Annotated in this window: 23 protein-coding genes; 9 read left to right on the top strand and 14 right to left on the bottom strand. The window is 56.6% G+C overall.

The genetic code is table 11. The features are described 5' to 3' along the window. The first annotated feature begins 92 nt into the window (after positions 1 to 92). Entirely contained in the window at positions 93 to 1,277 is a 1,185-nt protein-coding gene (gene tsgA / locus Q1L34_RS01930) for an MFS transporter TsgA (RefSeq protein ID WP_004868431.1), read from the top strand. Here the strand turns inward: tsgA and Q1L34_RS01925 are convergent. Next, positions 1,274 to 2,599, bottom strand: a complete 1,326-nt coding sequence (locus Q1L34_RS01925; protein ID WP_004868433.1) for a cytosine deaminase — start codon at positions 2,597 to 2,599, stop codon at positions 1,274 to 1,276. The genes tsgA and Q1L34_RS01925 overlap by 4 nt on opposite strands. 239 nt (positions 2,600 to 2,838) lie before the next feature. Between Q1L34_RS01925 and nirB the strand changes: the two genes are divergently transcribed. The 3 genes from nirB to cysG all read left to right on the top strand — a co-directional run bounded on the left by nirB (position 2,839) and on the right by cysG (position 7,234). After that, the gene (nirB, locus tag Q1L34_RS01920; RefSeq protein ID WP_004868435.1) at positions 2,839 to 5,382 is read left to right on the top strand and encodes a nitrite reductase large subunit NirB; all 2,544 of its coding nucleotides are present in this window, start codon (positions 2,839 to 2,841) and stop codon (positions 5,380 to 5,382) included. Continuing rightward, positions 5,379 to 5,705, top strand: coding sequence for a nitrite reductase small subunit NirD (gene nirD, locus Q1L34_RS01915; RefSeq protein ID WP_004868437.1), 327 nt, complete (start codon positions 5,379 to 5,381; stop codon positions 5,703 to 5,705). Before nirB ends, nirD begins: the two co-directional genes overlap by 4 nt. A gap of 155 nt (positions 5,706 to 5,860) precedes the next feature. Beyond that, complete coding sequence (gene cysG / locus Q1L34_RS01910) at positions 5,861 to 7,234, top strand: siroheme synthase CysG (RefSeq protein ID WP_004868439.1); 1,374 nt, start codon at positions 5,861 to 5,863, stop codon at positions 7,232 to 7,234. Between the two features lie 120 nt (positions 7,235 to 7,354). Here the strand turns inward: cysG and trpS are convergent, their stop codons facing one another. The 12 genes from trpS to Q1L34_RS01850 form a co-directional block, all read right to left on the bottom strand. Continuing rightward, on the bottom strand, positions 7,355 to 8,359 hold the full coding sequence (gene trpS / locus Q1L34_RS01905) for a tryptophan--tRNA ligase (protein ID WP_015585618.1): 1,005 nt from the start codon (positions 8,357 to 8,359) through the stop codon (positions 7,355 to 7,357). Continuing rightward, on the bottom strand, positions 8,352 to 9,113 hold the full coding sequence (gph, locus tag Q1L34_RS01900) for a phosphoglycolate phosphatase (RefSeq protein WP_004868442.1): 762 nt from the start codon (positions 9,111 to 9,113) through the stop codon (positions 8,352 to 8,354). The genes trpS and gph overlap by 8 nt, the downstream gene beginning before the upstream one ends. Next, on the bottom strand, positions 9,106 to 9,783 hold the full coding sequence (rpe, locus tag Q1L34_RS01895) for a ribulose-phosphate 3-epimerase (protein ID WP_004868444.1): 678 nt from the start codon (positions 9,781 to 9,783) through the stop codon (positions 9,106 to 9,108). Before rpe ends, gph begins: the two co-directional genes overlap by 8 nt. Positions 9,784 to 9,799: 16 nt before the next feature. Beyond that, positions 9,800 to 10,624 (bottom strand): adenine-specific DNA-methyltransferase, encoded by an 825-nt coding sequence (dam, locus tag Q1L34_RS01890; protein ID WP_004868446.1) that lies wholly within the window; start codon positions 10,622 to 10,624, stop codon positions 9,800 to 9,802. Between the two features lie 77 nt (positions 10,625 to 10,701). Beyond that, positions 10,702 to 12,006, bottom strand: a complete 1,305-nt coding sequence (gene damX / locus Q1L34_RS01885; RefSeq protein WP_071359811.1) for a cell division protein DamX — start codon at positions 12,004 to 12,006, stop codon at positions 10,702 to 10,704. A gap of 84 nt (positions 12,007 to 12,090) precedes the next feature. Beyond that, complete coding sequence (gene aroB / locus Q1L34_RS01880) at positions 12,091 to 13,185, bottom strand: 3-dehydroquinate synthase (protein ID WP_004868451.1); 1,095 nt, start codon at positions 13,183 to 13,185, stop codon at positions 12,091 to 12,093. A gap of 55 nt (positions 13,186 to 13,240) precedes the next feature. Beyond that, complete coding sequence (gene aroK, locus Q1L34_RS01875) at positions 13,241 to 13,762, bottom strand: shikimate kinase AroK (protein ID WP_004868452.1); 522 nt, start codon at positions 13,760 to 13,762, stop codon at positions 13,241 to 13,243. 393 nt (positions 13,763 to 14,155) lie between these two features. Beyond that, complete coding sequence (hofQ, locus tag Q1L34_RS01870; protein ID WP_015585617.1) at positions 14,156 to 15,394, bottom strand: DNA uptake porin HofQ; 1,239 nt, start codon at positions 15,392 to 15,394, stop codon at positions 14,156 to 14,158. After that, positions 15,333 to 15,722, bottom strand: a complete 390-nt coding sequence (locus tag Q1L34_RS01865; protein ID WP_044347757.1) for a HofP DNA utilization family protein — start codon at positions 15,720 to 15,722, stop codon at positions 15,333 to 15,335. The genes hofQ and Q1L34_RS01865 overlap by 62 nt, the downstream gene beginning before the upstream one ends. Next, positions 15,712 to 16,161 carry a HofO family protein gene (locus Q1L34_RS01860; RefSeq protein WP_071359812.1) on the bottom strand — a complete coding sequence of 150 codons (450 nt, stop codon included), beginning with the start codon at positions 16,159 to 16,161 and terminating at the stop codon, positions 15,712 to 15,714. The genes Q1L34_RS01865 and Q1L34_RS01860 overlap by 11 nt, the downstream gene beginning before the upstream one ends. After that, positions 16,145 to 16,684, bottom strand: a complete 540-nt coding sequence (locus tag Q1L34_RS01855) for a PilN domain-containing protein (RefSeq protein ID WP_015585614.1) — start codon at positions 16,682 to 16,684, stop codon at positions 16,145 to 16,147. Before Q1L34_RS01855 ends, Q1L34_RS01860 begins: the two co-directional genes overlap by 17 nt. Further along, positions 16,681 to 17,472, bottom strand: a complete 792-nt coding sequence (locus Q1L34_RS01850) for a type IV pilus biogenesis protein PilM (RefSeq protein WP_004868463.1) — start codon at positions 17,470 to 17,472, stop codon at positions 16,681 to 16,683. The genes Q1L34_RS01855 and Q1L34_RS01850 overlap by 4 nt, the downstream gene beginning before the upstream one ends. Positions 17,473 to 17,590: 118 nt before the next feature. Here Q1L34_RS01850 and mrcA point away from each other — a divergent pair, with 118 nt between their 5' ends. Further along, on the top strand, positions 17,591 to 20,149 hold the full coding sequence (gene mrcA / locus Q1L34_RS01845; protein ID WP_071359813.1) for a peptidoglycan glycosyltransferase/peptidoglycan DD-transpeptidase MrcA: 2,559 nt from the start codon (positions 17,591 to 17,593) through the stop codon (positions 20,147 to 20,149). Positions 20,150 to 20,236: 87 nt separating this feature from the next. On the opposite strand, the gene nudE is transcribed toward mrcA, so the two are convergent. Then, a complete protein-coding gene (gene nudE / locus Q1L34_RS01840) occupies positions 20,237 to 20,797 on the bottom strand; it encodes an ADP compounds hydrolase NudE (protein WP_004868466.1) in 561 nt (186 codons plus the stop codon). 329 nt (positions 20,798 to 21,126) lie between these two features. On the opposite strand from nudE, the gene Q1L34_RS01835 reads away from it, so the two are divergent. Genes Q1L34_RS01835 through hslO form a run of 4 tightly spaced genes read left to right on the top strand, consistent with a single transcriptional unit; the run spans position 21,127 to position 25,322 of the window. Next, positions 21,127 to 23,256 carry an intracellular growth attenuator family protein gene (locus Q1L34_RS01835; RefSeq protein WP_044347753.1) on the top strand — a complete coding sequence of 710 codons (2,130 nt, stop codon included), beginning with the start codon at positions 21,127 to 21,129 and terminating at the stop codon, positions 23,254 to 23,256. A gap of 59 nt (positions 23,257 to 23,315) precedes the next feature. Further along, the gene (yrfG, locus tag Q1L34_RS01830) at positions 23,316 to 23,999 is read left to right on the top strand and encodes a GMP/IMP nucleotidase (RefSeq protein WP_071359815.1); all 684 of its coding nucleotides are present in this window, start codon (positions 23,316 to 23,318) and stop codon (positions 23,997 to 23,999) included. Next, positions 23,996 to 24,397, top strand: a complete 402-nt coding sequence (gene hslR, locus Q1L34_RS01825) for a ribosome-associated heat shock protein Hsp15 (RefSeq protein WP_071359816.1) — start codon at positions 23,996 to 23,998, stop codon at positions 24,395 to 24,397. Before yrfG ends, hslR begins: the two co-directional genes overlap by 4 nt. 46 nt (positions 24,398 to 24,443) lie before the next feature. Next, the gene (gene hslO / locus Q1L34_RS01820; protein ID WP_004868474.1) at positions 24,444 to 25,322 is read left to right on the top strand and encodes an Hsp33 family molecular chaperone HslO; all 879 of its coding nucleotides are present in this window, start codon (positions 24,444 to 24,446) and stop codon (positions 25,320 to 25,322) included. Positions 25,323 to 25,331 lie beyond the last annotated feature (9 nt).

Genomic DNA, 25,331 nt, shown 5'->3' with positions numbered 1-25,331 from the left:
ATAATAAACGTTTGCTTACATCACTCGAATGAATAAAATCTGTCCGCCCTGGCGCAGTCAATGCGCTTTACATTTCTATTCACAGGCCAGTCATGACTAACAGCAATCGTATCAAGCTCACATGGATCAGCTTCTTTTCCTACGCCCTCACCGGCGCGCTGGTGATCGTCACCGGAATGGTGATGGGAAATATCGCCGATTATTTCCATTTGCCCGTCTCCAGTATGAGCAACACCTTTACTTTCCTCAACGCCGGTATCCTGATCTCTATCTTCCTGAACGCCTGGCTGATGGAAATTGTGCCGCTGAAAACCCAGCTGCGTTTTGGCTTCATTCTGATGGTCCTGGCCGTTGCCGGGCTGATGTTTAGCCACAGCCTGGCTCTGTTCTCCGCGTCCATGTTCGTTCTGGGGCTGGTCAGCGGGATCACCATGTCGATCGGGACCTTCCTGATCACCCATATGTATGAAGGCCGCCAGCGTGGCGCGCGTTTGCTGTTTACCGACTCCTTCTTCAGCATGGCGGGGATGATCTTCCCGATGGTCGCCGCATTCCTGTTGGCCCGCAGTATCGAGTGGTACTGGGTTTATGCCTGCATTGGGCTGGTCTACGTTGCCATTTTTATTCTGACCTTCGGCTGTGAGTTCCCGGTTCTTGGCAAAAAAGCACAGCAGGATAACCAGCCGGTCGTGAAAGAAAAATGGGGCATCGGCGTGCTGTTCCTCGCAATTGCGGCGCTGTGCTACATCCTCGGTCAGCTGGGCTTTATCTCCTGGGTACCGGAGTATGCCAAGACCCTGGGCATGAGCCTGGCCGATGGCGGTAAGCTGGTGAGTGATTTCTGGATGTCGTACATGATTGGTATGTGGTCGTTCAGCTTCATCCTGCGCTTCTTCGACCTGCAGCGCATCCTGACCGTACTGGCTGGTCTCGCCACCGTGCTGATGTACCTGTTCATCAACGGTTCACCGGAGCATATGCCGTGGTTTATTCTGACCCTCGGCTTCTTCTCCAGCGCGATTTACACCTCGCTTATTACGCTGGGTTCGCTACAAACCAAAGTCGCGTCGCCGAAACTGGTGAACTTTGTACTTACCTGCGGCACCATCGGCACAATGCTGACCTTCGTGGTGACCGGTCCGATTGTGGCTGCCAGCGGCCCGCTGGCAGCGCTGCACACCGCTAACGGCCTCTACGCCGTGGTCTTTGTGATGTGCTTAATCCTTGGCTTCGTCTCCCGCCACCGCCAGCACAACGCGGCTGCGGCCTCCCACTAAGCCTTTGTTGGCCCCTTTGCTTCAGTGAAGGGGCTGTTTCGACTAAAGAACAGCTCCTCTCCTCCTCTGTCGGTCTGGATCCAGGTCTGCGCCAGTTGCGTTGTGGCAATCACCCGTCCCTGACGAATCGACCAGCGAACCGGTACCTGACAGCGAACCGCTTCAAAGCCATTCTCCGCCGGCAGAATAACCAGATTCGCGGGATAGCCCGGCACAATACCGTAATCGTGCAGACCAAAGGTGCGGGCGCTGTTGTCGGTAATCAGCTTCAGCCCATCGTTGATCTGCTGATAGCCCATCAGTTGACAGACATGTAACCCCATATGCAGCACCTGCAGCATATTGCCGGTGCCCAGCGGGTACCACGGGTCGAAAACATCATCGTGACCGAAACAAACGTTAATACCCGCCGCCATCAGCTCCTTCACTCGGGTGATGCCACGGCGCTTTGGATAATCGTCAAAACGCCCCTGGAGATGAATATTGACCAGCGGGTTAGCAACAAAGTTGATTCCCGAGAGCTTTAGTAACCGAAACAACCGCGAAGTATAGGCGCCGTTATAGGAGTGCATCGCGGTGGTATGGCTGGCCGTAACCCGTGGGCCAATGCCCTCTTTCAACGCCAGAGCCGCCACCGTTTCGACAAACCGCGACTGCTCGTCGTCAATTTCATCGCAGTGAATATCCAGCGGGCGTTGATACTGCTGCGCCAGACGGAACGCGATATGCAGCGATTCCACGCCATACTCGCGGGTAAACTCAAAGTGCGGAATGGCGCCGACCACATCGGCCCCGAGCCGCAGGGCCTCCTCCAGCAAGGCCTCACCATTGGGGTAGGATAAGATCCCCTCCTGGGGGAAGGCGACTATCTGCAAATCTACCCATGGCGCTACCTCCTGTTTCACCTCCAGCATCGCCTTTAATGCCGTCAACGTCGGGTCAGACACGTCAACGTGCGTGCGGACAAACTGAATCCCGTTGGCGATTTGCCATTTCAGCGTCTTCCACGCCCGGGCCTTCACATCTTCGTGACTCAATAGCGCCTTACGTTCTGCCCAGCGCTCAATCCCCTCAAACAGCGTCCCGGACTGGTTCCAGTTTGGCTCGCCGGCAGTTTGGGTGGTATCGAGATGAATATGCGGTTCAATAAATGGCGGGATCGCGAGCCCACCGCGGGCATTGAGCACTTCATAACTTTCGCTGCGCGCATCGCCCATCGGGGTGATATCGCCAAAACAGCCTTTATCTATCGCGATCTGCCATAGCCCTTCGCGATCGGGCAAACGTACGTTCTCAATCAACCAAAGCGGAACTGCTGTCATCTTGATGACTCCCGTGAATATGCCGTTTTTTCGCCCAACCCATAAACATTCCCCCGCATCCATTTTGTACACAAAAGCAACAATAAGGAAAAGCCTGAGTTTTCCATAACTTATAAAAATCCAGGAAAATCATAAGCATACCCATTAAGTGGTAGGCGCGGGCGATCTTGATTTGTATCAATAAGTGTACTGGCTGAATCGTTAAGGTAGGCGGTAATAGAAAAGAAATCGAGGCAAAAATGAGCAAAGTCAGAATCGCTATTATCGGTAACGGCATGGTTGGCCATCGCTTTATCGAAGAGCTTCTTGATAAGGCGCCTGCCGGACAGTTCGACATTACCGTGTTCTGTGAAGAACCCCGTATCGCTTACGACCGCGTCCACCTGTCGTCTTACTTCTCCCATCACACCGCCGAAGAGCTCTCGCTGGTCCGTGAAGGTTTTTACGAGAAACATGGCGTTAAAGTCCTGATCGGTGAACGCGCTATTACCATTAACCGCCAGGAGAAAGTGATTCACTCCAGCGCGGGACGCACCGTATTTTACGACAAGCTGGTGATGGCGACGGGTTCCTATCCGTGGATCCCGCCAATCAAAGGCGCGGACACTCAGGACTGCTTTGTGTACCGCACCATTGAAGATCTGAACGCGATTGAATCCTGCGCGCGTCGCAGCAAACGCGGCGCCGTCGTCGGCGGCGGCCTGCTGGGCCTCGAAGCCGCCGGCGCGCTGAAAAACCTCGGCGTGGAAACCCACGTCATCGAATTTGCCCCCATGCTGATGGCCGAACAGCTGGATAATATGGGCGGCGAGCAGCTGAAGCGTAAAATCGAAAGTATGGGCGTGAAGGTCCATACCAGCAAAAACACCAAAGAGATTGTCCAGCAGGGCAGCGAGGCCAGAAAAACCATGCAGTTCGCCGATGGCAGCGAGCTGCAGGTTGATTTTATCGTCTTCTCAACCGGTATTCGTCCACGCGATAAGCTGGCGACCCAATGCGGTCTGGCCGTGGCGCAGCGTGGCGGTATCGTGGTCAATGACACCTGCCAGACCTCCGATCCGGATATCTATGCTATCGGCGAATGCGCCAGCTGGAACAACCGCGTCTACGGTCTGGTGGCGCCGGGTTATAAAATGGCCCAGGTGACCGTCGACCATCTCCTCGGCAACGACAACCGCTTTATCGGGGCCGATCTCAGCGCCAAACTGAAGCTGCTTGGCGTTGACGTGGGCGGCATCGGCGATGCGCATGGCCGCACGCCTGGCGCCCGCAGCTACGTCTATCTTGATGAAAGCAAAGAAGTCTATAAACGACTGATCGTCAGCGAAGACAATAAAACCCTGCTTGGCGCGGTGCTGGTCGGAGACACCAGCGATTACGGCAATCTGCTGCAGCTGGTGCTCAACGGTATTGAACTGCCGGAAAACCCGGACTCGCTGATTCTGCCGGCACACGCCGGCAGCGGTAAGCCGTCAATCGGCGTCGATAAACTGCCGGACAGCGCGCAAATCTGCTCCTGCTTCGACGTGACTAAAGGGATGCTGATTTCCGCCATCAACAAAGGCTGCCATACCGTCGCCGCGCTGAAAGCAGAAACCAAAGCCGGTACCGGCTGCGGCGGCTGTATTCCGCTGGTGACCCAGGTGCTGAACGCGGAGCTGGCGAAACAGGGGATCGAAGTGAACCACAATCTGTGCGAACACTTTGCCTACTCCCGCCAGGAGCTGTTCCACCTGATTCGCGTAGAAGGGATTAAAACCTTCGAAGAGCTGCTGGCGAAACACGGAAAAGGCTACGGCTGCGAAGTGTGTAAGCCGACCGTTGGCTCTCTGTTGGCCTCCTGCTGGAATGAGTACATTCTCAAGCCTCAGCATACGCCGCTGCAGGATACGAACGATAACTTCCTCGCCAATATCCAGAAAGACGGGACCTATTCGGTTATCCCGCGCTCCGCCGGCGGCGAAATTACGCCGGAAGGTCTGGTGGCCGTAGGGCGCATCGCGCGCGAATATAATCTCTACACCAAAATCACCGGTTCCCAGCGTATCGGCCTGTTCGGCGCGCAAAAAGACGACCTGCCTGAAATCTGGCGTCAGCTGATTGAAGCGGGCTTCGAAACCGGCCACGCGTATGCCAAAGCGCTGCGTATGGCGAAAACCTGCGTCGGCAGCACCTGGTGCCGCTACGGCGTCGGCGACAGCGTGGGCTTCGGCGTCGAGCTGGAAAATCGCTACAAAGGCATCCGTACGCCGCATAAAATGAAGTTTGGCGTCTCCGGCTGTACCCGTGAATGTGCGGAGGCGCAGGGTAAGGATGTGGGGATTATCGCCACCGAGAAGGGCTGGAATTTATATGTCTGCGGCAACGGCGGGATGAAGCCGCGTCACGCCGACCTGCTGGCTGCCGATCTCGACCGCGAAACGCTGCTCAGCTATCTCGATCGCTTTATGATGTTCTATATCCGTACCGCCGATAAGCTGACGCGTACCGCGCCGTGGTTAGACAACATGGAAGGCGGCATCGACTACCTGCGTAGCGTCATTATCGACGACAAGCTGGGCCTGAACGCCCACCTGGAAGAAGAGCTGGCGCGTCTGCGTGCCGCTGTCGCCTGTGAGTGGACCGAGACGGTCAACAATCCGGCGGCACAAACCCGCTTCAAACACTTTATCAACAGCAACCAGCGCGACCCGAATGTCCAGGTCGTACCGGAACGCGAGCAGCACCGTCCGGCGACGCCGTATGAGCGTATCCCGGTCACTCTGGTGGAGGAGAACGCATGAGCCAGTGGGTAAACATCTGCAAGATTGACGATATTCTGCCTGCAACCGGCGTCTGTGCGCTGCTGGGCCAGCAGCAGGTCGCCCTGTTCCGGCCTTACCATGACGATCGGGTCTATGCGATCAGCAATATCGACCCGTTCTTCAATGCCAGCGTGCTGTCGCGAGGCATCATTGCCGAGCATGAGGGTGAGCTGTGGGTCGCCAGCCCATTGAAGAAACAGCGCTTCCGTCTGCGCGACGGCCTGTGCATGGAAGATGCAAGCCACTCCATTGCGCATTTCGATGCGCGCGTGAAAGACGGCAACGTTCAGCTGAAGGCATGATGCCCTGAGGTTCCCGCCGCGCTCCGGCGGGAACCATATTTTCTTCTTATGCCAACTAAGCGGTAGGCGCCCGAAAAATCGTATATTGTACCAACCCTCTGCTGCTATGCTACGACCGCTTACCCCTCTCCCACTGCTTGCTGCGAGGATGTTCCGTGGATCACTTACCTATTTTTTGTCAGCTGCGCGGCCGCGACTGCTTACTGGTCGGCGGCGGTGATGTTGCCGAACGCAAGGCGCGCCTGCTGCTCGATGCCGGCGCCAGAGTCACGGTCAACGCGCTGGGGTTCTCGCCGCAGTTCCATGTGTGGGCCGATTCACAGATGCTGACCCTGGTGCAAGCGCCGTTCACCCCGACGCTTCTCGACACCTGCTGGCTGGCCATCGCCGCCACCGACGATGAGGATGTCAATCAGCAGGTCAGCGACGCGGCAGAGGCACGGCGGATATTCTGTAACGTGGTCGATGCGCCGCAGCAGGCCAGCTTTATTATGCCGTCGATCATTGACCGCTCGCCGCTGATGGTCGCGGTCTCCTCTGGCGGTACCTCACCGGTGCTGGCGCGGCTGCTGCGGGAAAAGCTGGAGTCGATTCTGCCGCTCCACTTAGGCCAGCTGGCCCACTATGCCGGCCAGCTGCGGTCGCGGGTGAAAAAACAGTTTGCGACGGTCGGCGAACGTCGACGTTTCTGGGAAAAGCTGTTCATCAACGACCGTCTGGCGCAATCGCTGGCCAATGAAGACCGCCAGGCCGTTGCCGATACTACCGAGCAACTGTTAACAGAGCCGCTGGATCACCGTGGCGAAGTGGTGTTGGTCGGCGCCGGTCCCGGCGATGCCGGGCTGCTGACTCTCAAAGGGCTCCAGCAGATCCAGCAGGCGGACGTCGTGGTGTATGACCGCCTGGTCTCTGACGACATTATGAATCTGGTACGTCGCGACGCCGATCGGATTTTCGTCGGTAAACGCGCGGGCTATCACTGCGTGCCGCAGGAAGAGATTAACCAGATCCTGCTGCGCGAGGCGCAGAACGGACGTCGCGTGGTGCGCCTGAAAGGTGGCGATCCCTTTATTTTTGGCCGCGGCGGCGAAGAGCTGGAAACCCTGTGCAACGCCGGGATCCCCTTCTCGGTGGTACCAGGAATTACCGCGGCTTCAGGCTGTTCCGCCTATTCAGGTATCCCGTTAACCCATCGCGATTTCGCCCAGGGCGTCCGCCTGATCACCGGCCATCTGAAGACAGGCGGCGAGCTGGATTGGGAAAACCTGGCGGTAGAGAAGCAGACGCTGGTGTTTTATATGGGGCTGAACCAGGCCTCTGCTATCCGGGAGAACCTGATTGCTCACGGCATGGCGGCGGATATGCCCGCGGCTATCGTTGAGAACGGCACGGCGGTCAGCCAAAGAGTCGTCGCCGGCACCTTAGATCGGCTGGATGTTCTGGCGCAGCAGATGGCCAGCCCGGCGCTGATTATCGTGGGCCGCGTGGTCAGCCTGCGCGACAAGCTGAACTGGTTCTCCCATCACTGATACTGACGTTTCGGGTTCGGCTCGCGGACCCCGAGAAACTGACCGGCAAACGTCGCATATGCTGAAAATACAAAAGGGCGGGATTGACCCGCCCTTTTCTGTTTCTCTCCCGGCTATCGCTTACGGCTTAGCCACAAAACCAATGGCTTCATAGACCGCTTTCAGCGTTTGCGACGCGCGAGCGCTGGCTTTTTCCGCCCCGTCTCTCATCACCTGATTGAGGAACGCTTCGTCGTTACGGAAGCGGTTATAGCGCTCCTGCAGTTCCAGCAGCATACCGGACACCGCATCAGCCACTTCGCCTTTCAGGTGACCATACATTTTGCCTTCGAAATGTTGCTCCAGCTGCGGAATACTCTGCCCGGTGACGCCCGAGAGGATATCCAGCAGGTTGGAAACACCGGCTTTATTCTGCTGGTCATAGCGAACAACAGGCGGCTCGTCACCGTCGGTCATTGCACGCTTAATCTTCTTCACCACCGATTTCGGGTCTTCCAGCAGGCCGATCACGTTATTGCGGTTGTCGTCTGACTTGGACATTTTCTTTGTCGGTTCAAGCAGGGACATCACGCGAGCGCCGGAGGCAGGAATAAACGGCTCAGGCACTTTAAACACCTCGCCGTAAAGGGCGTTGAAGCGCTGCGCGATATCGCGGCTCAGCTCCAGGTGCTGTTTCTGATCTTCGCCAACCGGAACCTGGTTGGTCTGATACAGCAGAATGTCCGCCGCCATCAGCACCGGATAGTCAAACAGACCGGCGTTAATGTTTTCCGAATAGCGCGCGGATTTGTCTTTGAACTGGGTCATACGGCTCAGTTCACCGAAATAGGTGTAGCAGTTCAGCGCCCAGCCCAGCTGCGCGTGCTCCGGCACGTGCGACTGAACGAAGATGGTGCTTTTCTCCGGGTCGATACCGCATGCCAGGTAAAGCGCCAGAGTATCCAGCGTCGCTTTACGCAGTTTCTCAGGATCCTGACGCGCGGTGATGGCATGCAAATCTACGATGCAGTAGATGCAGTGATAATCATCCTGCATGCTCACCCATTGACGCAGCGCACCCATATAGTTGCCAATGGTCAATTCACCTGAGGGCTGTGCGCCACTAAAAACGATGGGCTTAGTCATTTTTCAATTCCTGAGTTTCACTATACGGTAGCCCAAGAGCGGGCAAGAGTTCATTAAACTGGTCAAAGATGTAGTCCGGTTCGCTGAGCGCGATCGACTCGCCGTAGTTATATCCGTAGGTCAGCCCGATGGAGCGGCAGCCCGCGGCTTTAGCCGCCTGGATATCATTACGTGAATCACCAACGAACAGCAGCTCAGCAGGCGCCAGGCCCAGCTTCTGCGCCACAAGCAGCAGGGGATCCGGATGGGGTTTTTTATTCTTCACATCATCGCCGCCGATGACGACCGTAAAATACTTCGCGATATCCAACGCGTCCAGAATTGGCGCAACGAACGGCGTCGGCTTGTTGGTCACCAGCGCCAGCGGCAGGCCTTTCGCATGCAGTGCGCCAAGCGTATCAGCCACCGCCGGGAACAGAAAACTGCCTTCTTCCGCCGCTTCAGCATAGTAGCGATCGAACAGCTTACGCAGCACCATCAGCTGCTCTGCCTGTGGAATATCGTCATGATCGACGGAGGGTTTCCCCATCGCAGCACGCTGGGTTGCGCGTTCCTGACGCGCCCAGCTCAGGGCCCGCTCCATCAGAACATCCGCACCGTTGCCGATCCAGGTTACGACGCGCGCCTCGCCGGCCATCGGTAGCTCCAGCGCATAGAGCGCGCTATCAACCGCCGCCGTCAAACCCGGCGCGCTATCGACCAGCGTGCCGTCAAGGTCAAAGGCGACACCGCGAACAGAGTGTAATTTATCCATGACTAACCTTTGCTAATTCACTACGCATTTGATCGATAACCTCCTTGTAGTCCGGACGATCGAAAATCGCCGAACCGGCAACAAACATATCTGCGCCTGCCGCCGCAATATCCGCAATATTACTGACCTTCACGCCGCCGTCGACTTCCAGACGAATATCATAACCCGACGCATCGATGCGCTGACGCACTTCGCGCAGTTTATCCAGAGTCTGGGGGATGAAGGACTGACCGCCGAACCCCGGGTTAACGGACATCAGCAGGATAACGTCCAGCTTATCCATCACATAATCAAGGTAGCTCAGCGGCGTGGCCGGGTTAAACACCAGACCGGCTTTACAGCCATGTTCTTTGATCAGCTGCAGGCTGCGATCGACGTGCTCAGAGGCTTCCGGGTGGAAGGTGATGATGCTGGCGCCCGCCGCGGCGAAATCAGGAATGATGCGGTCGACCGGTTTCACCATCAGGTGCACGTCGATCGGGGCGGTGATGCCATAGTTGCGTAGCGCTTTCAACACCATAGGGCCGATGGTCAGATTCGGCACGTAGTGGTTGTCCATCACGTCAAAGTGCACAACGTCCGCACCTGCAGCCAGCGCTTTGGCGGTATCCTCGCCCAGGCGGGCAAAATCAGCCGACAGAATCGAAGGGGCAATCAAATACTGCTTCATCCGCATCTCCTTGAAATTATTTAGTCTTGGGCGGACGGTAAAGAGCCAGAAGCTCGTCCACCTTCTTTCGTGTACCACCGTTGCTGCTGATACTGCGTCGAACTTTGACGACATGCAGTTTAGCCTGACGATACCATTCGCGCGTGAGCGCCGTATCGTGGTTGGAAATCAGAACCGGAACCCGCTGCTCCAGCAGGTTCTCCGCCAGCTGCGCCAGATGGGCCTGCTGCTCGGCGTTAAAGCTGTTCGTATGATAGGCCGTAAAATTGGCGGTAGACGATAACGGCGCATACGGCGGATCGCAATAGACCACCGAAGAACCGTCCGCGCGCGCCATACTGTCGGCATACGACTCACAGTAGAAGTACGCATTCTGCGCCTTCTGGGCAAAATGATACAGCTCAGCTTCCGGGAAGTAGGGCTTCTTATAACGGCCGAACGGTACGTTAAATTCGCCGCGCAGATTATAGCGACACAGGCCATTGTAGCCATGGCGATTCAGATACAGGAACAGCACCGCACGACGCAGCGGATCCTGACTTTGGTTGAATTCAGTACGGAACTGATAGTACTGCTCTGCCGCGTTATTCTCGGGCGTAAACATTTCACGCGCCGCCGCAACGTACTCATCCGTCCGCAATTTAACGATGTTGTAAAGACCGATCAGGTCGCTGTTGATGTCCGCCAGAATATAACGAGAAAAGTCGGTATTAAGAAATACCGACCCTGCGCCAACAAAGGGCTCAATCAGACAATCGCCTTGCGGCAAGTGTTTCTTTATATCGTCAAGCAGGGGGTATTTACCCCCTGCCCATTTCAGAAAAGCGCGATTCTTTTTCATGCTGCCTAACTAATTACCACATTCTCCGGCTGTGGAGAAAGCTCCGACAGCACCCTGCGCTTAAGACTACACCGCACTTACTTCAGATCGGCCTGAACCTGATGCAGCGGTTTCGCCCACGGGTTTTTCGCCTGCACATCCGCTGGCAGAGTGGCTACAGCACGCTTCGCTTCATCTTTCGAAGCGTAGATACCGCTGACCAGTACATACCATGGCTGACCGTTACGCGTGGTCTCGTAGACGACATATTTATCCAGCTTCTCTTTCTTCGCCCAGCTATTCAGGTTGTTGTAGTTGGAGGAGCTGCTGAGTTGCAGAGTGTAGTTACCCGACGGCGCCGCTTTCATCGAGCTGACATCACCCGCAGTTTTACCCCCGGCAGTTGCAGCCGGAGCCGCCGTCGCCGCAGCGGTAGCCGCTGGTGCGGTCGCGGTTGTCGTTGTCGTTGTCGTGGTCGTCGGAGCCGGCTTCGTCGTCTGTGCGGTGGCAACAGGTTTGCTCGGCTGAGCGACAGGCGCTTTCACCGGCGCAGCCGCAGCGGTGCTTTCAACACGCTTCGGCTGAACAGGTTTCGCTTCAACCGGCGCTTTCGCCACTGGTTTCGGCTCAATCACCGTATGCTTACGCTCTACCGGACGCGGAGCGGCGGCAGTCTGACGTTCAGTTGTTGCCTGACGCGGGGCGGCGCCATTACGGACAGGAGCAACGGTCGCCGGTTCAGTCGGCAGCGTAGAGTTCGCTACGGCGCTGTCAATCTGGCCCTGCTGCTGAGTCAAGGCATTATTCAGGTCGCCCTGCACCTCAACACGCTGCTGTCCCTGCGGCTCAGCGCTAGTCTGGCCCTGAGTCGGATTAGAGGCGATCGGCGGCAGAGAAACATCCTGCTGCGGGTTGTTTGCCGTGGTCTGGTCCTGAGCGACAGGCTGGCCATTGCCAGACTGTCCATTGTCAGACTGATCGCCTGACAGGTTAATGCTCTTTTCGCCTGACGCGGTTTGTTCACTGGAAGAGGATGGCGATTTCAGTGCAGAGCCAATGCCAACGATCAGCAGCAGCAGCACGAGAATCCCCACCCCCATCATAATATACTGGCGGGAGGCTGGCTTCGCGGGCGCTTTCTTACGCTTGCGCGGACGACGCTCAACCTGCTGCTCTTCCGACTCTTCGTCTTCTTCAGACTCTACGTCCGCTTCATACTCTTCTTCATCGCGCTCACGGCGTGCTTTGCTGGCGCGCGTCGGACGGCTGTCGTCCGCATCAAGATCGACATCATCAAAATTGATCTGCGGATCGCTATCGCGCTCGGAAGATTGACGGGAACGACCAGTACGACGATCGCTGCGATCGGCTTTCAGATCATCTTCTGGTTTTAATTCATCCATTTAACACCCCACTAAAAGGCTTATGCTCACGACTATTGCATGTCACCTGAAATGATAACGCCGCGCGGACGCGGCTAGACCTTCTTATTGTTGCGCTAGCTGAGTATCAGCAATCGCGCCAAGAACAACATCATGCGACACTCCGCCGCGAACTTCGCTTTTCCCTATTGCCAGCGGTAGCACCAGCCGCATTTCGCCTGCCAGCACCTTTTTATCACGCATCATGTGGGGCAGATACGCCTGCGCAGTCATCTCCTGCGGCCCACGTACCGGCAAGCCCGCACGCTGCAGCAGCGTCACGATACGCTGTGTATCCTGTGCGCTGAACTGCCCTAATCGCTCGGACGTATGCGCAGCCATCACCATACCGGCAGCAACGGCTTCACCGTGTAGCCAGTTACCGTAGCCCATTTCGGCTTCGATAGCATGACCAAAAGTATGTCCAAGATTGAGTAAAGCACGTAACCCGGTTTCGCGCTCGTCGGCCGCAACAACTTCGGCTTTCAGCTCACAGCAACGACGAATACAGTACGCCATCGCCTTCTCATCAAGCGCCATCAGCGCATCGATATTGCTTTCCAGCCAGCTGAAGAATTCACCGTCGAGAATAATGCCGTATTTGATCACTTCGGCCAGTCCGGAAGAGAGTTCACGGGCCGGCAACGTCTTAAGACAGTTGAGATCGACGACCACGGAAACCGGCTGCCAGAAGGCACCAATCATGTTTTTACCAAGAGGGTGATTGACGGCCGTCTTGCCACCGACCGAAGAGTCCACCTGCGACAGCAGGGTGGTTGGAACCTGGATAAAACGCACGCCGCGCTGATAGCTAGCCGCGGCAAAGCCGGTTAAATCACCGACCACGCCGCCGCCGAGCGCCACCAGAGTGGTATCACGGCCGTGCGGTTTTTGCAGTAAAGCGGTAAAGACCGAGTCCATCACCGTCAGGCTTTTGTACTGCTCGCCGTCGGGTAGAATGACGCTATCTACGTTAACCCCCGCCTGCTCCAGTACAGAGCGAACGTTATCCAGATAAAGCGGCGCCAGCGTTTCATTGGTGACCAGCATAACCTGGTCGCCTGATTTCAGTGGCTGGAAGGAAGCTGGATCGTTAAACAAACCAGCCGCGATGGTAATCGGGTAACTACGTTCCCCGAGGGTTACAGTAAGCCTCTCCATAACGCGACGTCCACCTCAGTTGCTTTTTACTCTGACGCTCTTTATTAAGCCAGAATCAATTGCTTTCCAGCATATGAATAATCTGGTTTGCCACTACTTTTGCGCTCTGATCGTCGGTACGGATAGTGACGTCAGCAATCTCTTCATACAGTGGGTTGCGTTCGTCGGCCAACGCTTCAAGAACTTCGCGAGGCGGCGCTTCAACTTGTAAGAGAGGACGCTTTTTATCGCGCTGCGTACGGGCAAGCTGCTTTTCGATCGTTGTTTCCAGGTACACCACCACGCCGCGGGCGGAGAGACGGTTACGCGTTTCACGGGATTTCACAGAGCCGCCGCCAGTCGCCAGCACAATTCCCTGTTTTTCCGTCAACTCATTGATGATCTTTTCTTCACGGTCGCGGAAGCCGTCTTCACCTTCGACATCGAAAACCCAGCCCACATCTGCGCCAGTGCGTTTCTCAATCTCTTGATCAGAATCGTAAAATTCCATATTGAGCTGTTGGGCTAACTGGCGCCCAATAGTGCTTTTGCCGGCACCCATAGGCCCAACCAGAAAGATATTGCGTTTCTCTGCCATTTTTTCGGTACTACTAAGACTATTCGTTAATGGTAAACCCGCTTCGCGAATACCCAGCGCAGCAGGACATGAACTGAAACCTCATATGCAATAGAGCGAGAGTCAGACTAAAAATTATCTCAATACTCAGGCAGGTTTGGCAACTGAATATACTCGTCATTATTCAAACTACCTCGCCGTCGGCTGCACTCATCCGCCTCCAGGTGCATAGTTATCTATGTTTCTGGGGGTAAACCAGCTTACCGCCTCGACGCATCCTGAATGATCTTGTGGATAAATCACCGGACAAAAAGGGAGGATTGATGCCGAACCCGACTCTCAAATCGGTACCCCTTGTATGCTAAATCCGTCCTCACGTCAAACACCTGAAACGTGTTTAGCAAGAAAAACCGCTTAATGCACTGCCAGAATTCGTGGGGTAATGAAGACAACCAGTTCACGCCGTTCGTTATCTTTGCCGTCGCGACGAAACAGCTGGCCGAGCAGCGGAATGTCGCCCAGTAGCGGAATACTGTCGCGGGCAGATTTCTTTTTTTGCGAAAAGATTCCGCCCAGAGCCAGCGTTTCGCCGCTTTTCACTTCAACCTGGGTCTCAATTTCCTGTTTATCGATAGCCAACGCTTCGCCATTTTCCTGCTTCAGAACCTGACCTGGCGTATTCTCCGTAATGCGTAGTTTCAGGCGCACACGATTCTGTTGCAGAACCGTTGGCGTGACCTCCATTCCCAGTACCGCCTCTTTGAACTCAATCGATGTTGCACCGCTTTCCCCGCGCGAGACCTGATAGGGAATTTCACTCCCCTGCTTAATGCTGGCAGACTGCATATGAGAAGCCAGCAAGCGCGGGCTGGCGATGATTTCCACCTGCTGTTTTTGCTCCAGCGCCGAAAGCTCCAGCTCCAGCAAGCGCCCGCTCAGGCGGCCGATATTAAACCCCACGCGATTGCTGGCATTGTTCAGCGCCTGATGGCTGCTTAAGGTCGTCAGCTTACCGGAACCCGGCATGCTGCTGGCTTCGGCCATGCTCCATTTCACCCCCAGTTCACGCAGGCTGGTTTCGCTCATCGAGACAATATGCGCCGCCAGCTCGACCTGACCGACCGGCAGATCCATCTCCTGGGCCCACGCGGTCAATGCCGACAGATGCGCGGCATCGTCGTGAATGAACAGTCGATTGGTGCGTTTATCCACCGTCAGGCTACCCCGGGCGCTGAGCAATTTATCCCCGGACTTCGCCAGCTCGCTCGCATCAGCATGCTGCAGCATCACGCTATGCCTTTGCAAAGGCAGGTTCTGCAATTGCTTCGCGCGCGCCGCCTCTTGTTGCGCCTGCCGCGCATTTTGCCAGACCAGCGTATGCACATGCAGTACCGTGCCCTGTTGGTTATACATCAGCCCGGCGCTATCAATCACCGCGCGCAATGCCTGCTGCCAGGGAACGTTCTTCAGATGAAGCGACACCGTACCGCTGACGTCAGGCGCCACAACCAGATTTTTTTGCTGCATCTCGGCCAGCGTTTGCAGTACCTGGGCAACCGGCACATCGTCCACCACCAGCGACACGAGTTTCTCATTTTTTGCCGTCGCTATTGCTGGCAACAGCAGAAACAGCAGGCTTATCCATCGCATCATATTTTGTTCCTTTTTCCCGCAGCCATTCCCAATACGCAGGTTCGCATCCAGGCCCTGTTGTTATTGCAACTCGCTCCGCCGTCAGCAAATGGATTCGCCAGCCTCCCGGCAAAGCGTTCTCTTTTCGCACCCGGCGCCATTGGTTACGATGATCCAGTAAATAACCCACCCAATAGTGCCGATGACCGACCGCGCCGCCATAGCGCCATTGCGCCAGCTGTGCCGTCTGGCAGCGATCCTCCGGAGGCAGAAACGGATCGCGATCGCCGGCCAGCAAGGATAGCGGCAGCGGAAGCAGCCACAGAAAACGCCAACCCTTACCCCACATCTTCGGCCTCCAGCTGTAGCGTCATCAGGAGCGTCTTTTTTTCCGGACGCAGTGAAAAGCCCGTTACACGCATTCCGCACTCCGCCAGCCAGGAAAACAGCGGCGGGACCGCCTGCCAGCGGACCTCCAGCAGCAGCTCGCCGCCGCGCCCCGACGGGCGCCAGCTCACCAGCATGGCGCCTGATACCGGCAGCGTAATCGGGGAGAACAGCGCACGCTTTTGTTCATCCGGGAAGGCATTTTGCAAGGTAGTCTGCAGCGGTATTAACCGAAGCCACTGCTGGCGCAGATGGAGATGTCCGTCGGTTTCTGCCGGTGGAGGCGAAGCTGAGAGCCGGGAAAAAATCACCGCGATCAGCCCCAGAACAATCGGCAGCGCGAGCCGCCCACCGCGCAGAGAAAAAAATGCCGTCATTCCACGTTCAATGAGTGCCTGCATCAGCGTGCTCTCCGCTCAGGGAAAAGCGAAACTGCCAGCGCCCCTGCTCACCGCGGCGCGTTTCATCGGCTCTGGCCGGTTTGAATCCGGCAACCGCGCTCAGCGCTTTTTCCAGCCCCGCCACGGCCTTAAGATTCAGCGCCAGACCGCTCAACATCAAGGTATCGCGCTGATACTCCAGCCGGGTTAACCAGGCCTGCTCCGGTAGCTGCGCGGCGATTGCCCATAACCGGGACTGCCAGGCCTCGGTTAATGCCCTTTTTTGCTGTCTCAGGCGCAGCCGCTGTCCTTGCTGCTGTCGCTCCAGCATCATGCTTTCGCGCTGCCGGAGTGCGGACCAGAGCTGGTTTTCAGCCGCGGCTCTCACCGCAGTCAGCGCCTCAACCGCGTGACGCTCAGCCCGCTTAACCTGAGCAATCGTCAGCAAGATCAGTAGAAATCCCACCGCGTACAACAGCACGATACGCAGCCGCTGGCGGCGACGCGCTTCACGCCAGGGCAAAAAATTCACCGCCGTCGTCATCGTTGCCGCCCTCCTAACGCCAGCCCAATCGCCACGGCATAGCGCTCTCCACAGTCCGGCAGCGGTGGCTGCAGGCGATGAATCACGCGCCAGGGGTCAAAAGAGGTCTCATCGCCAGAACGCGTGGCGCAGCGCTGGAGTGATTTGGCATCGATCAACCGGGAGAGCTGTGAAAACGAAGAGGCTTCAGCGCACGGTAAACTGCCCCAGCCTTCCCGCGTTGCCCACAGCCAATGAGGATCGTTGCGCCACGCGAGGCCTTGCGAGCCAGACGGCAGCCAGGGGAGGAATGCTGCCAGCGCGCAGGCATCCGGTACAATGCCTGCGATGCTCAGCTTCAGGCGGGCGGCGAGCTGACGCAGAACGTCGATATCCAGGCGTTGTGCTGCCGTCACCCGCCATTCGTTCTTTGCCGGCGCGGCGGAATAATCGACACATAGCGAGGCGGCCGGCATCTCCAGCTGTTGCGCCATCACGCTGGCTATCCAGGTTGCCCGCTCCTTATCGCGCAGAGACAGCTGCGGACGCGGCAGCTGCTTTTGTAACGTTCGGCTGGCCGGAAACGCAATGCTGACCTGATGTTGCAAAGGCAGTTCCCGCCGCCAGTTCTGCAACCGTTCAGCCAGCGCAGCCACGTCAACCACCATGCCATGGCGCACGATGCCGGGCGCCAGTTCGATATCCCACCAGCGGCATAACGCCCAGCGGGAACGCGCGTAGCGCAGTGCGACCAGCACTATTGCGTCCTGTTGAATATGCATCCCGATTCGCCAGTTGCTGAAAGCCATGCTTACGATCTCCTTGTCCGCCATTACGGCTCGACTCTATCAATGCACCAGGCTTGCCTTTATACTACCGCGCGTTTGTTTATAAACTGCCCAAATTAAACTTAATGGGAAATCTCCGGTGAAGTTCGTAAAGTATCTATTGATCCTTGCAGTCTGTTGCGTACTGCTGGGAGCAGGCTCGGTTTTTGGCCTCTATAAATATATTGAGCCGCAACTCCCTGACGTCGCGACCCTGAAGGATGTGCGTTTGCAGATCCCGATGCAGGTCTATAGCGCGGATGGCGAGCTTATTGCGCAGTATGGCGAGAAACGCCGTATTCCCGTCACGCTGCAGCAAATGCCGCCCGAGCTGATCAAAGCGTTTATTGCCACCGAAGATAGTCGTTTCTATGAACATCACGGCGTCGATCCGGTCGGTATTTTCCGTGCAGCCAGCGTCGCCATGTTCTCAGGCCATGCCTCACAGGGCGCCAGTACCATCACCCAGCAGTTAGCGCGTAACTTCTTCCTGAGCCCGGAGAAGACGCTGATGCGTAAGATCAAAGAGGCCTTCCTGGCGATTCGCATCGAGCAGTTGCTGAATAAAGACGAAATCCTTGAGCTGTACCTGAATAAAATCTATCTCGGCTACCGCGCCTATGGCGTCGGCGCGGCGGCGCAGGTTTACTTTGGTAAATCTATCGACCAGCTTAGCCTGAGCGAAATGGCCGTTATCGCCGGCCTGCCTAAAGCACCATCGACATTTAACCCGCTCTATTCCATGGACCGCGCGACCGCGCGTCGTAACGTTGTTCTGGCACGTATGCTGAGCGAAGGCTATATCACGCAGACGCAATACGATCAGGCGCGCAACGAAGCCATTGACGCCCGCTACCACGCACCGGAAATCGCTTTCTCGGCGCCTTATCTCAGTGAAATGGTCCGCCAGGAGATGGTCAACCGCTATGGCGAGCAGGCATATGAAGATGGCTACCGCGTTTACACCACTATCACGCGGAAAAACCAGCAGTCCGCTCAGCAAGCCGTCCGCAATAACGTGCTCGATTACGATATGCGCCATGGCTACCGCGGCCCGGCCAACGTGCTGTGGAAAGTGGGCGAAACGCCCTGGGATCAGGCGAAAATCATCGCATCGCTGAAAAGCCTGCCCGGCTACGGGCCGCTTGCTCCGGCGGTGATTACCTCGGCAAATCCCCAGGAAGCGGTCGCGCTATTAAGTAATGGAACGTCGGTCACGCTGAACATGGAGGGCGTCCGCTGGGCGCGTCGCTTTATCTCCGATACCCAGCAAGGAGCGACTCCGCGCAAGGTCACCGATGTCCTGCAGTCCGGGCAGCAAATTTGGGTCCGTCAGGTCGGCGACCGCTGGTGGTTGTCGCAGGTACCGGATGTGAACTCGGCGCTGGTTTCCATTAACCCGCAGAACGGCGCCATTATCGCCCTGGTCGGCGGGTTCGACTTCAATCAAAGTAAATTCAACCGCGCGACCCAGGCCCTGCGCCAGGTAGGCTCGAACATTAAGCCGTTCCTCTACACCGCGGCAATGGATAAAGGCCTGACGCTGGCCAGTATGCTTAACGATGTGCCGATTTCCCGTTGGGACGCCGGTGCCGGTTCCGACTGGCAGCCGAAAAACTCCCCGCCGCAGTACGCCGGCCCGATTCGCTTGCGTCAGGGACTGGGGCAGTCGAAGAACGTCGTGATGGTTCGCGCCATGCGTGCCATGGGCGTGGATTACGCGGCGGAGTATCTACAGCGTTTCGGTTTCCCGGCGGGGAATATCGTGCATACCGAGTCGCTGGCGCTGGGGTCCGCATCCTTTACGCCGCTGCAGGTTGCGCGCGGTTATTCGGTGATGGCCAACGGCGGCTTCCTGGTTACGCCATTCTTTATCAGCAAAATCGAGACCGATCAGGGCGGCGTGATCTTTGAGGAGCGGCCTAAAGTTGCCTGTCCGCAGTGCAACCTGCCGGTCATTTACGGCGATACGCCGAAATCCGACGTGCTGGAAAATAAGGATGTCGAAGATGTCGCGACCTCGACAACACCGCAGAACTCCGCGGTGCCGCCGCAGCCAGAGCTTGAACAGGTCAACCAGGCGCTGGTTGCCCAATCCGGCGCCCAGGAATATGCGCCGCATGTGATTAGCACGCCATTGTCATTCCTGATTAAAAGCGCCCTGAACAGTAACATCTTCGGCGAACCGGGCTGGATGGGTACCGGCTGGCGCGCCGGGCGCGATCTGCAGCGCCACGATATCGGCGGTAAAACGGGGACCACCAACAGCTCAAAAGATGCGTGGTTCTCCGGCTACGGCCCGGGCGTCGTGACGTCGGTATGGATTGGTTTTGACGATCACCGCCGCGATCTGGGGCGGACTACCGCATCCGGCGCGATTAAAGATCAGATTTCCGGCTATGAGGGGGGAGCCAAAAGCGCCCAGCCAGCCTGGGATGACTTTATGAAACGCGTGCTGGAAGGCGTACCTGAAGAGCCATTAACCCCGCCGCCTGGCGTGGTAACGGTCAATATCGACCGCAGCACCGGTCAGCTGGCGAGCGGCGGTAACAGCCGCGCCGAATACTTCATTGATGGCACACAGCCGACCCATCAGGCGGTGCATGAAGTGGGGACCACGATCACCGATGGTGGCGGTGAAACCCACGAACTGTTCTGACAAAAAAAGCGCCTGCGGGCGCTTTTTTTCTGCTTCTCTCTGCAGGCCATGGTGACAGGCCGGATATTTGGCAAGACGCCGGGCGGTCTACAGGCGTCCCTGAGCCTTCAGCCATTCGCGGACCAAAAACAGGGCGCTGACGTTGCGCGCTTCGTTAAAATCTTCATCATCCAACAGCGCCATTAGCTGCGACAGCGGCCAGCGCACCTGCGGTAAAGGTTCCGGCTCATCGCCAGGCAGCGATTCCGGGTACAGATCTTCAGCCACCAGGATATTCATCTTGCTGGAGAAATAGGAGGGTGCCATGCTCAGTTTTTTCAGGAACGTCAGCTTATTGGCGCCGAAACCGACCTCTTCTTTCAGTTCACGGTTAGCGGCTTCCATGACGGTTTCACCTGGATCAATCAGCCCTTTAGAAAAACCAAGCTCATAAGATTCGGTGCCAACGGCATATTCACGAATCAGAATGAGATGGTCATCGACAATCGGTACAATCATCACGGCTTCACGCGTCGAAGGGCGCATGCGTTCATAAACGCGACGCACGCCGTTGCTGAATTCCAGGTCCACGCTTTCAACGTTAAAAAGACGCGAGCGCGCTACTGTTTCAACATTGAGAATGGTGGGTTTTTGTAATGATTTGCTCATTGTTATCGATCTATGCTGTGATTCCAGAAGTCATTGTGCGATACGCAGCACGGTTTCGGCAATTCAATTCGCCACTTATTTACATAGTTGCAACCTGCACTCGCAAAACGAGAGAATCAGAAAGATAAAAAAGTCAATAGGTTGAAATGTTTTTGAGAATTTACTGATTCCTGGATTTTAACGATTTTGATAAGCTTGTATGCTGCTGTATCGCACAATAAATTTTCCCGTATACATACGATATCTGCCGAGAGCACACTGCAGGTTCACGCAAAGTGTTAAGCAACTAAAGACACCTGTAAGAAAAGAATAACTACGATGGGATGGGCATGGGCACCTTTCTGATTTCTTTCACAGCTCTGCTAATCTGCGCATTGCTTATCGGGTGGTGGTATCGATCGCATGCCAGACGTCGCCGCCTCCCTCTCCTGCATGCCTTTAGCGATGCCGTCACCCGCAAGCTTTCTGAGCAAGAACGCCGCGCGGTGGAAAAGTACCTTGAAGGTCTCAACCACGCCCGACAAATGCCGGCATCGGGGGCAAGCGTTGCCCCTGCCGTACTGTCTCTCACCCAACAGAGCGATACTGTTTTCACGGTGACCCGTGCCATTACGCGCTATGGCATTACCACCGATGACCCGAACAAATGGCGCTACTTCCTCGACTCGGTGGAGGTGCATCTGCCGCCTTTCTGGGAGCAGTATATCAATGACGAAAATAGCGTTGAGCTGATACCCACCGACAGCCTGCCGCTGGTCATTGCCCTCAATGGCCATGCGCTCAGCGACTACCCGCAGGAGAGCCGCAGTTATGCCCTCGAACGGGCGTCGTCAACCCAGGCGTCAATCCGCGGGGAAGAGAGCGAGCAGATCGAGCTGTTGAGCATTCGCCAGGAAACGGCAGAGGAATACGCGCTGAGTCGGCCGGATGGGCTGCGTGAAGCGATCTTTATCGTCACCTCGTTCCTGCTGTTTTACTTCAGCCTGATAAGCCCCTATGTTTTTACCCCGTGGCTACTGCTCGGTGGACTACTGTTCCTGGCTGCGGGCCTGTGGGGTATCTACGCGCCGCCGCGTAAAGCGGCGCTCCGGGAGATCCACTGCCTGCGCGGGATGCCCAAACGCTGGGGTCTGTTTGGCGAAAATGACCAGGAGCATATCAATAATATCTCCCTGGGTATTATCGATCTGATCTATCCGCGCCACTGGCAACCCTGGATTGCCCAGGATCTCGGCCAGCAGACGGATATCGATATCTATCTCAGCCGTCACGTCGTGCGTCAGGGGCGCTTCCTGTCGTTGCACGATGAAGTGAAAAACTTCCCGCTTCAGTACTGGCTGCGTAGCGCCATTATCGCTATCGGCGCACTGCTGGTGGTGGTGATGCTGTGGGCCAGCGTCCCGCTGAATATGCCGTTTAAGTTTACGCTTTCATGGCTGAAAGGGGCGCAAACCATTGAAGCGACTACCGTTGCCCAGCTGGAGAAGTCGCAGGTTCGCCTCGGCGATACGCTGCGATTGAAAGGTACCGGAACCTGCAATATCCACTCGCCGGATAGCTGGACGGCGAAAGAGAACTCGCCGTTTATGCCGTTTGATTGCTCGCAGATCATCTGGAATGACGCGCCTCCCCTACCGCTTCCGGAGTCCGACGTCGTCGGCAAAGCCACGGCGCTGATGCAATCCGTGCAGCGCCAGCTACATCCCGATCCGGACGATGACTCGCACGTCAGCCCCGCGCTGCGCTCGGCGATTCAGAAATCAGGCATGGTGCTGCTGGATGATTTTGGCGATATCGTCATAAAAACCAACAACCTGTGTGCGGCAAAAGATGACTGTACCCGTTTGAAAAACGCGCTGGTTAACCTGGGCAATACGCGTAACTGGGAAGCGCTGACCAAACGCGCCAACTCGGGCAAGCTGGATGGCGTCAACGTTCTGCTGCGCCCGGTTAGCGCTGAGTCGCTGGAAAATCTGGTCACCACCTCAACGGCACCGTTTGTCATTCGCGAAACCTCACGCGCAGCGCAGGCCCTTAACAGTCCGGCTCCCGGCGGTTTCCTGATTGTCAGTGATGAAGGCAGCGATCTGGTCAATCAGCCGTGGCCGACCACCAGCTTGTATGACTATCCGGCGCATGAACAGTGGGGCGAACTGCAGCGTCTGGCCAGAATGCTGATGCATACGCCGTTCCACGCCGAGGGGATTGTGACCAATCTCTATACCGATGCCAATGGCACGCAGCACATCAACCTGCATCGTATTCCAGACCGTTCAGGTCTGTGGCGCTATCTGGGGACGACGCTGCTTCTGCTGACCATGCTGGGCTGCATGTCGTGGCACGGGATCCTGACGATTCGTCGCTACCAGCGTCATCGCCAGCGAATGGAAGATATTCAGAAATACTACGAAAGCTGCCTGAATCCGGTACTCATCCCCTCGCCGGAACATCAAGAGTAATTCCCTGCGCAGCGGGGTGTGATACCCTGTCGCGCATTTCCCCTCGCTGGAGACTCACCATGCATTTTGATATCGCCTGGCAGGAGGTTGATACCGTTCTGCTGGATATGGATGGCACGCTGCTCGACCTCGCCTTCGACAACTATTTTTGGCAAAAACTGGTGCCGGAAACCTGGGGAGCGGCACGCGGGCTCAACCTGCAGGAGGCCAAAGAGGCGATGCACCAGGAGTATCACGCGGTGCAGCATACGCTAAACTGGTACTGTCTGGACTACTGGAGCGAGCGCCTGAATTTGGATATTCGTGCGATGACCAGCGAGCAGGGGCCAAGAGCAGCCCTGCGTGAAGATACCGTCCCGTTCCTTGATGCGCTCAAGGCCAGCGGCAAGCGGCGCATCCTGCTGACCAACGCCCATCCGCACAATCTGGCGGTAAAGCTTGAACATACCGGTCTCGACGCACACCTTGATTTATTGCTTTCTACCCACACATTTGGTTATCCGAAAGAAGATCAGCGTCTGTGGCGTGCGGTGGCGGAAGAAACCGGCTTCGATGCGCGCAAAACGCTCTTTGTTGACGATAGCGAGGCGATTCTCGATGCCGCGGCTCAGTTTGGTGTTCGCTACTGCCTGGGCGTCACGAATCCGGATTCCGGACTGGCGGAAAAAAGCTATGCCCGACATCCGGGATTGAACGACTACCGGCGCCTGATCCCTTCGCTGACTTCAAAGGAGAGGCCATGAAAGAGAAGCCCGTCGAAGCCGTCAGGCTGGACAAATGGCTTTGGGCAGCCCGCATTTATAAAACCCGTGCGCTGGCGCGCGAGATGATTGAAGGCGGCAAGGTGCATTACAACGGACAGCGCAGCAAGCCGGGTAAAATCGTTGAGCCGGGCGCCACTCTGACGCTACGCCAGGGCAACGACGAACGTATTCTGCTGGTCAAAGGGATAACCGAACAGCGCCGACCTGCCAGTGAAGCCGCCGCCTTGTATGAAGAGACGGCAGAGAGCATCGAAAAACGCGAGAAAATGGCGCTGGCGCGCAAAATGAACGCGCTGACCATGCCGCATCCCGACAGACGTCCGGACAAGAAAGAACGCCGCGACCTGATGAGATTTAAACACGGCGACAGTGAGTAACCGCCTATACCTGTAGGCACCGCTGTTGCCAGCAAGAGAGACCATTATGACTCAACACGATCAATTACATCGTTATCTGTTTGAAAACTATGCCGTACGCGGTGAACTGGTTACCGTTTCGGAAACCCTGGAACAGATTCTGGCGAACCACAGCTACCCGCAGCCGGTCAAAACCGTGCTGGCAGAGCTGCTCGTTGCCACCAGCCTGCTGACCGCGACGCTGAAGTTTGCCGGCGATATCACCGTGCAGCTGCAGGGCGATGGTCCTCTGTCTCTGGCGGTAATCAACGGGACGAATCAGCAGCAGCTGCGCGGCGTCGCGCGGACTCAGGGCGACATTCCGGAAGATGCGGACCTGAAAACGCTGGTCGGTAACGGGTATCTGGTCATCACCATCTCTCCGGATGAAGGCGAGCGCTATCAGGGCGTGGTCGGTCTGGAAGGCGACACCCTGGCGGCTTGCCTGGAAGATTATTTCCAGCGCTCAGAACAGTTGCCGACGCGCCTTATCATTCGCACCGGCGAACATGAAGGGAAACCGATGGCGGGCGGCATGCTGCTTCAGGTGATGCCGGCACAAGAGACCCAGGCCAATGATTTCGACCATCTGGCTACGCTCACTGAGACCATCAAAGCCGAGGAACTGTTCACCCTCTCAGCGACTGACGTCCTGTGGCGTCTGTATCACGAAGAAGAAGTGACCGTGTACGATCCGCAGAATGTGGAATTTAAGTGTACCTGTTCCCGCGAACGCTGCGCCGGGGCGCTGAAAACGCTGCCGGATGAAGAGATCGACAGCATTCTCGCTGACGAAGGTGAAATTGATATGCACTGCGATTACTGCGGCAATCATTACCTGTTCAACGCCATGGATATCGCCGAGATTCGCAATAATGCCTCTCCGGCCGACCCGCAGGTTCACTGATAATCCTGC

Origin of the sequence: Klebsiella ornithinolytica (assembly GCF_030505655.1) — a bacterium.
Lineage (GTDB): Bacteria > Pseudomonadota > Gammaproteobacteria > Enterobacterales > Enterobacteriaceae > Klebsiella > Klebsiella ornithinolytica.
Note: the sequence above shows the minus strand (reverse complement) of the source record. Positions and strands in the feature narration are given on the sequence as shown.

Bases quoted from the DNA above. Each gene is read 5' to 3' on its own strand.
- yrfG (WP_071359815.1), top strand. From the start codon at position 23,316: ATGCATTTTGATATCGCCTGGCAGGAGGTTGATACCGTTCTGCTGGAT.
- Q1L34_RS01855 (WP_015585614.1), bottom strand. From the start codon at position 16,684: ATGACGACGGCGGTGAATTTTTTGCCCTGGCGTGAAGCGCGTCGCCGC.
- aroK (WP_004868452.1), bottom strand. From the start codon at position 13,762: ATGGCAGAGAAACGCAATATCTTTCTGGTTGGGCCTATGGGTGCCGGC.
- hslR (WP_071359816.1), top strand. From the start codon at position 23,996: ATGAAAGAGAAGCCCGTCGAAGCCGTCAGGCTGGACAAATGGCTTTGG.
- trpS (WP_015585618.1), bottom strand. From the start codon at position 8,359: ATGACTAAGCCCATCGTTTTTAGTGGCGCACAGCCCTCAGGTGAATTG.
- Q1L34_RS01860 (WP_071359812.1), bottom strand. From the start codon at position 16,161: ATGCAGGCACTCATTGAACGTGGAATGACGGCATTTTTTTCTCTGCGC.
- hslO (WP_004868474.1), top strand. From the start codon at position 24,444: ATGACTCAACACGATCAATTACATCGTTATCTGTTTGAAAACTATGCC.
- Q1L34_RS01925 (WP_004868433.1), bottom strand. From the start codon at position 2,599: ATGACAGCAGTTCCGCTTTGGTTGATTGAGAACGTACGTTTGCCCGAT.
- nirB (WP_004868435.1), top strand. From the start codon at position 2,839: ATGAGCAAAGTCAGAATCGCTATTATCGGTAACGGCATGGTTGGCCAT.
- hofQ (WP_015585617.1), bottom strand. From the start codon at position 15,394: ATGATGCGATGGATAAGCCTGCTGTTTCTGCTGTTGCCAGCAATAGCG.
- gph (WP_004868442.1), bottom strand. From the start codon at position 9,113: ATGGATAAATTACACTCTGTTCGCGGTGTCGCCTTTGACCTTGACGGC.
- tsgA (WP_004868431.1), top strand. From the start codon at position 93: ATGACTAACAGCAATCGTATCAAGCTCACATGGATCAGCTTCTTTTCC.
- damX (WP_071359811.1), bottom strand. From the start codon at position 12,006: ATGGATGAATTAAAACCAGAAGATGATCTGAAAGCCGATCGCAGCGAT.
- Q1L34_RS01865 (WP_044347757.1), bottom strand. From the start codon at position 15,722: ATGTGGGGTAAGGGTTGGCGTTTTCTGTGGCTGCTTCCGCTGCCGCTA.
- Q1L34_RS01835 (WP_044347753.1), top strand. From the start codon at position 21,127: ATGGGCACCTTTCTGATTTCTTTCACAGCTCTGCTAATCTGCGCATTG.
- nudE (WP_004868466.1), bottom strand. From the start codon at position 20,797: ATGAGCAAATCATTACAAAAACCCACCATTCTCAATGTTGAAACAGTA.
- rpe (WP_004868444.1), bottom strand. From the start codon at position 9,783: ATGAAGCAGTATTTGATTGCCCCTTCGATTCTGTCGGCTGATTTTGCC.
- Q1L34_RS01850 (WP_004868463.1), bottom strand. From the start codon at position 17,472: ATGGCTTTCAGCAACTGGCGAATCGGGATGCATATTCAACAGGACGCA.
- nirD (WP_004868437.1), top strand. From the start codon at position 5,379: ATGAGCCAGTGGGTAAACATCTGCAAGATTGACGATATTCTGCCTGCA.
- aroB (WP_004868451.1), bottom strand. From the start codon at position 13,185: ATGGAGAGGCTTACTGTAACCCTCGGGGAACGTAGTTACCCGATTACC.
- dam (WP_004868446.1), bottom strand. From the start codon at position 10,624: ATGAAAAAGAATCGCGCTTTTCTGAAATGGGCAGGGGGTAAATACCCC.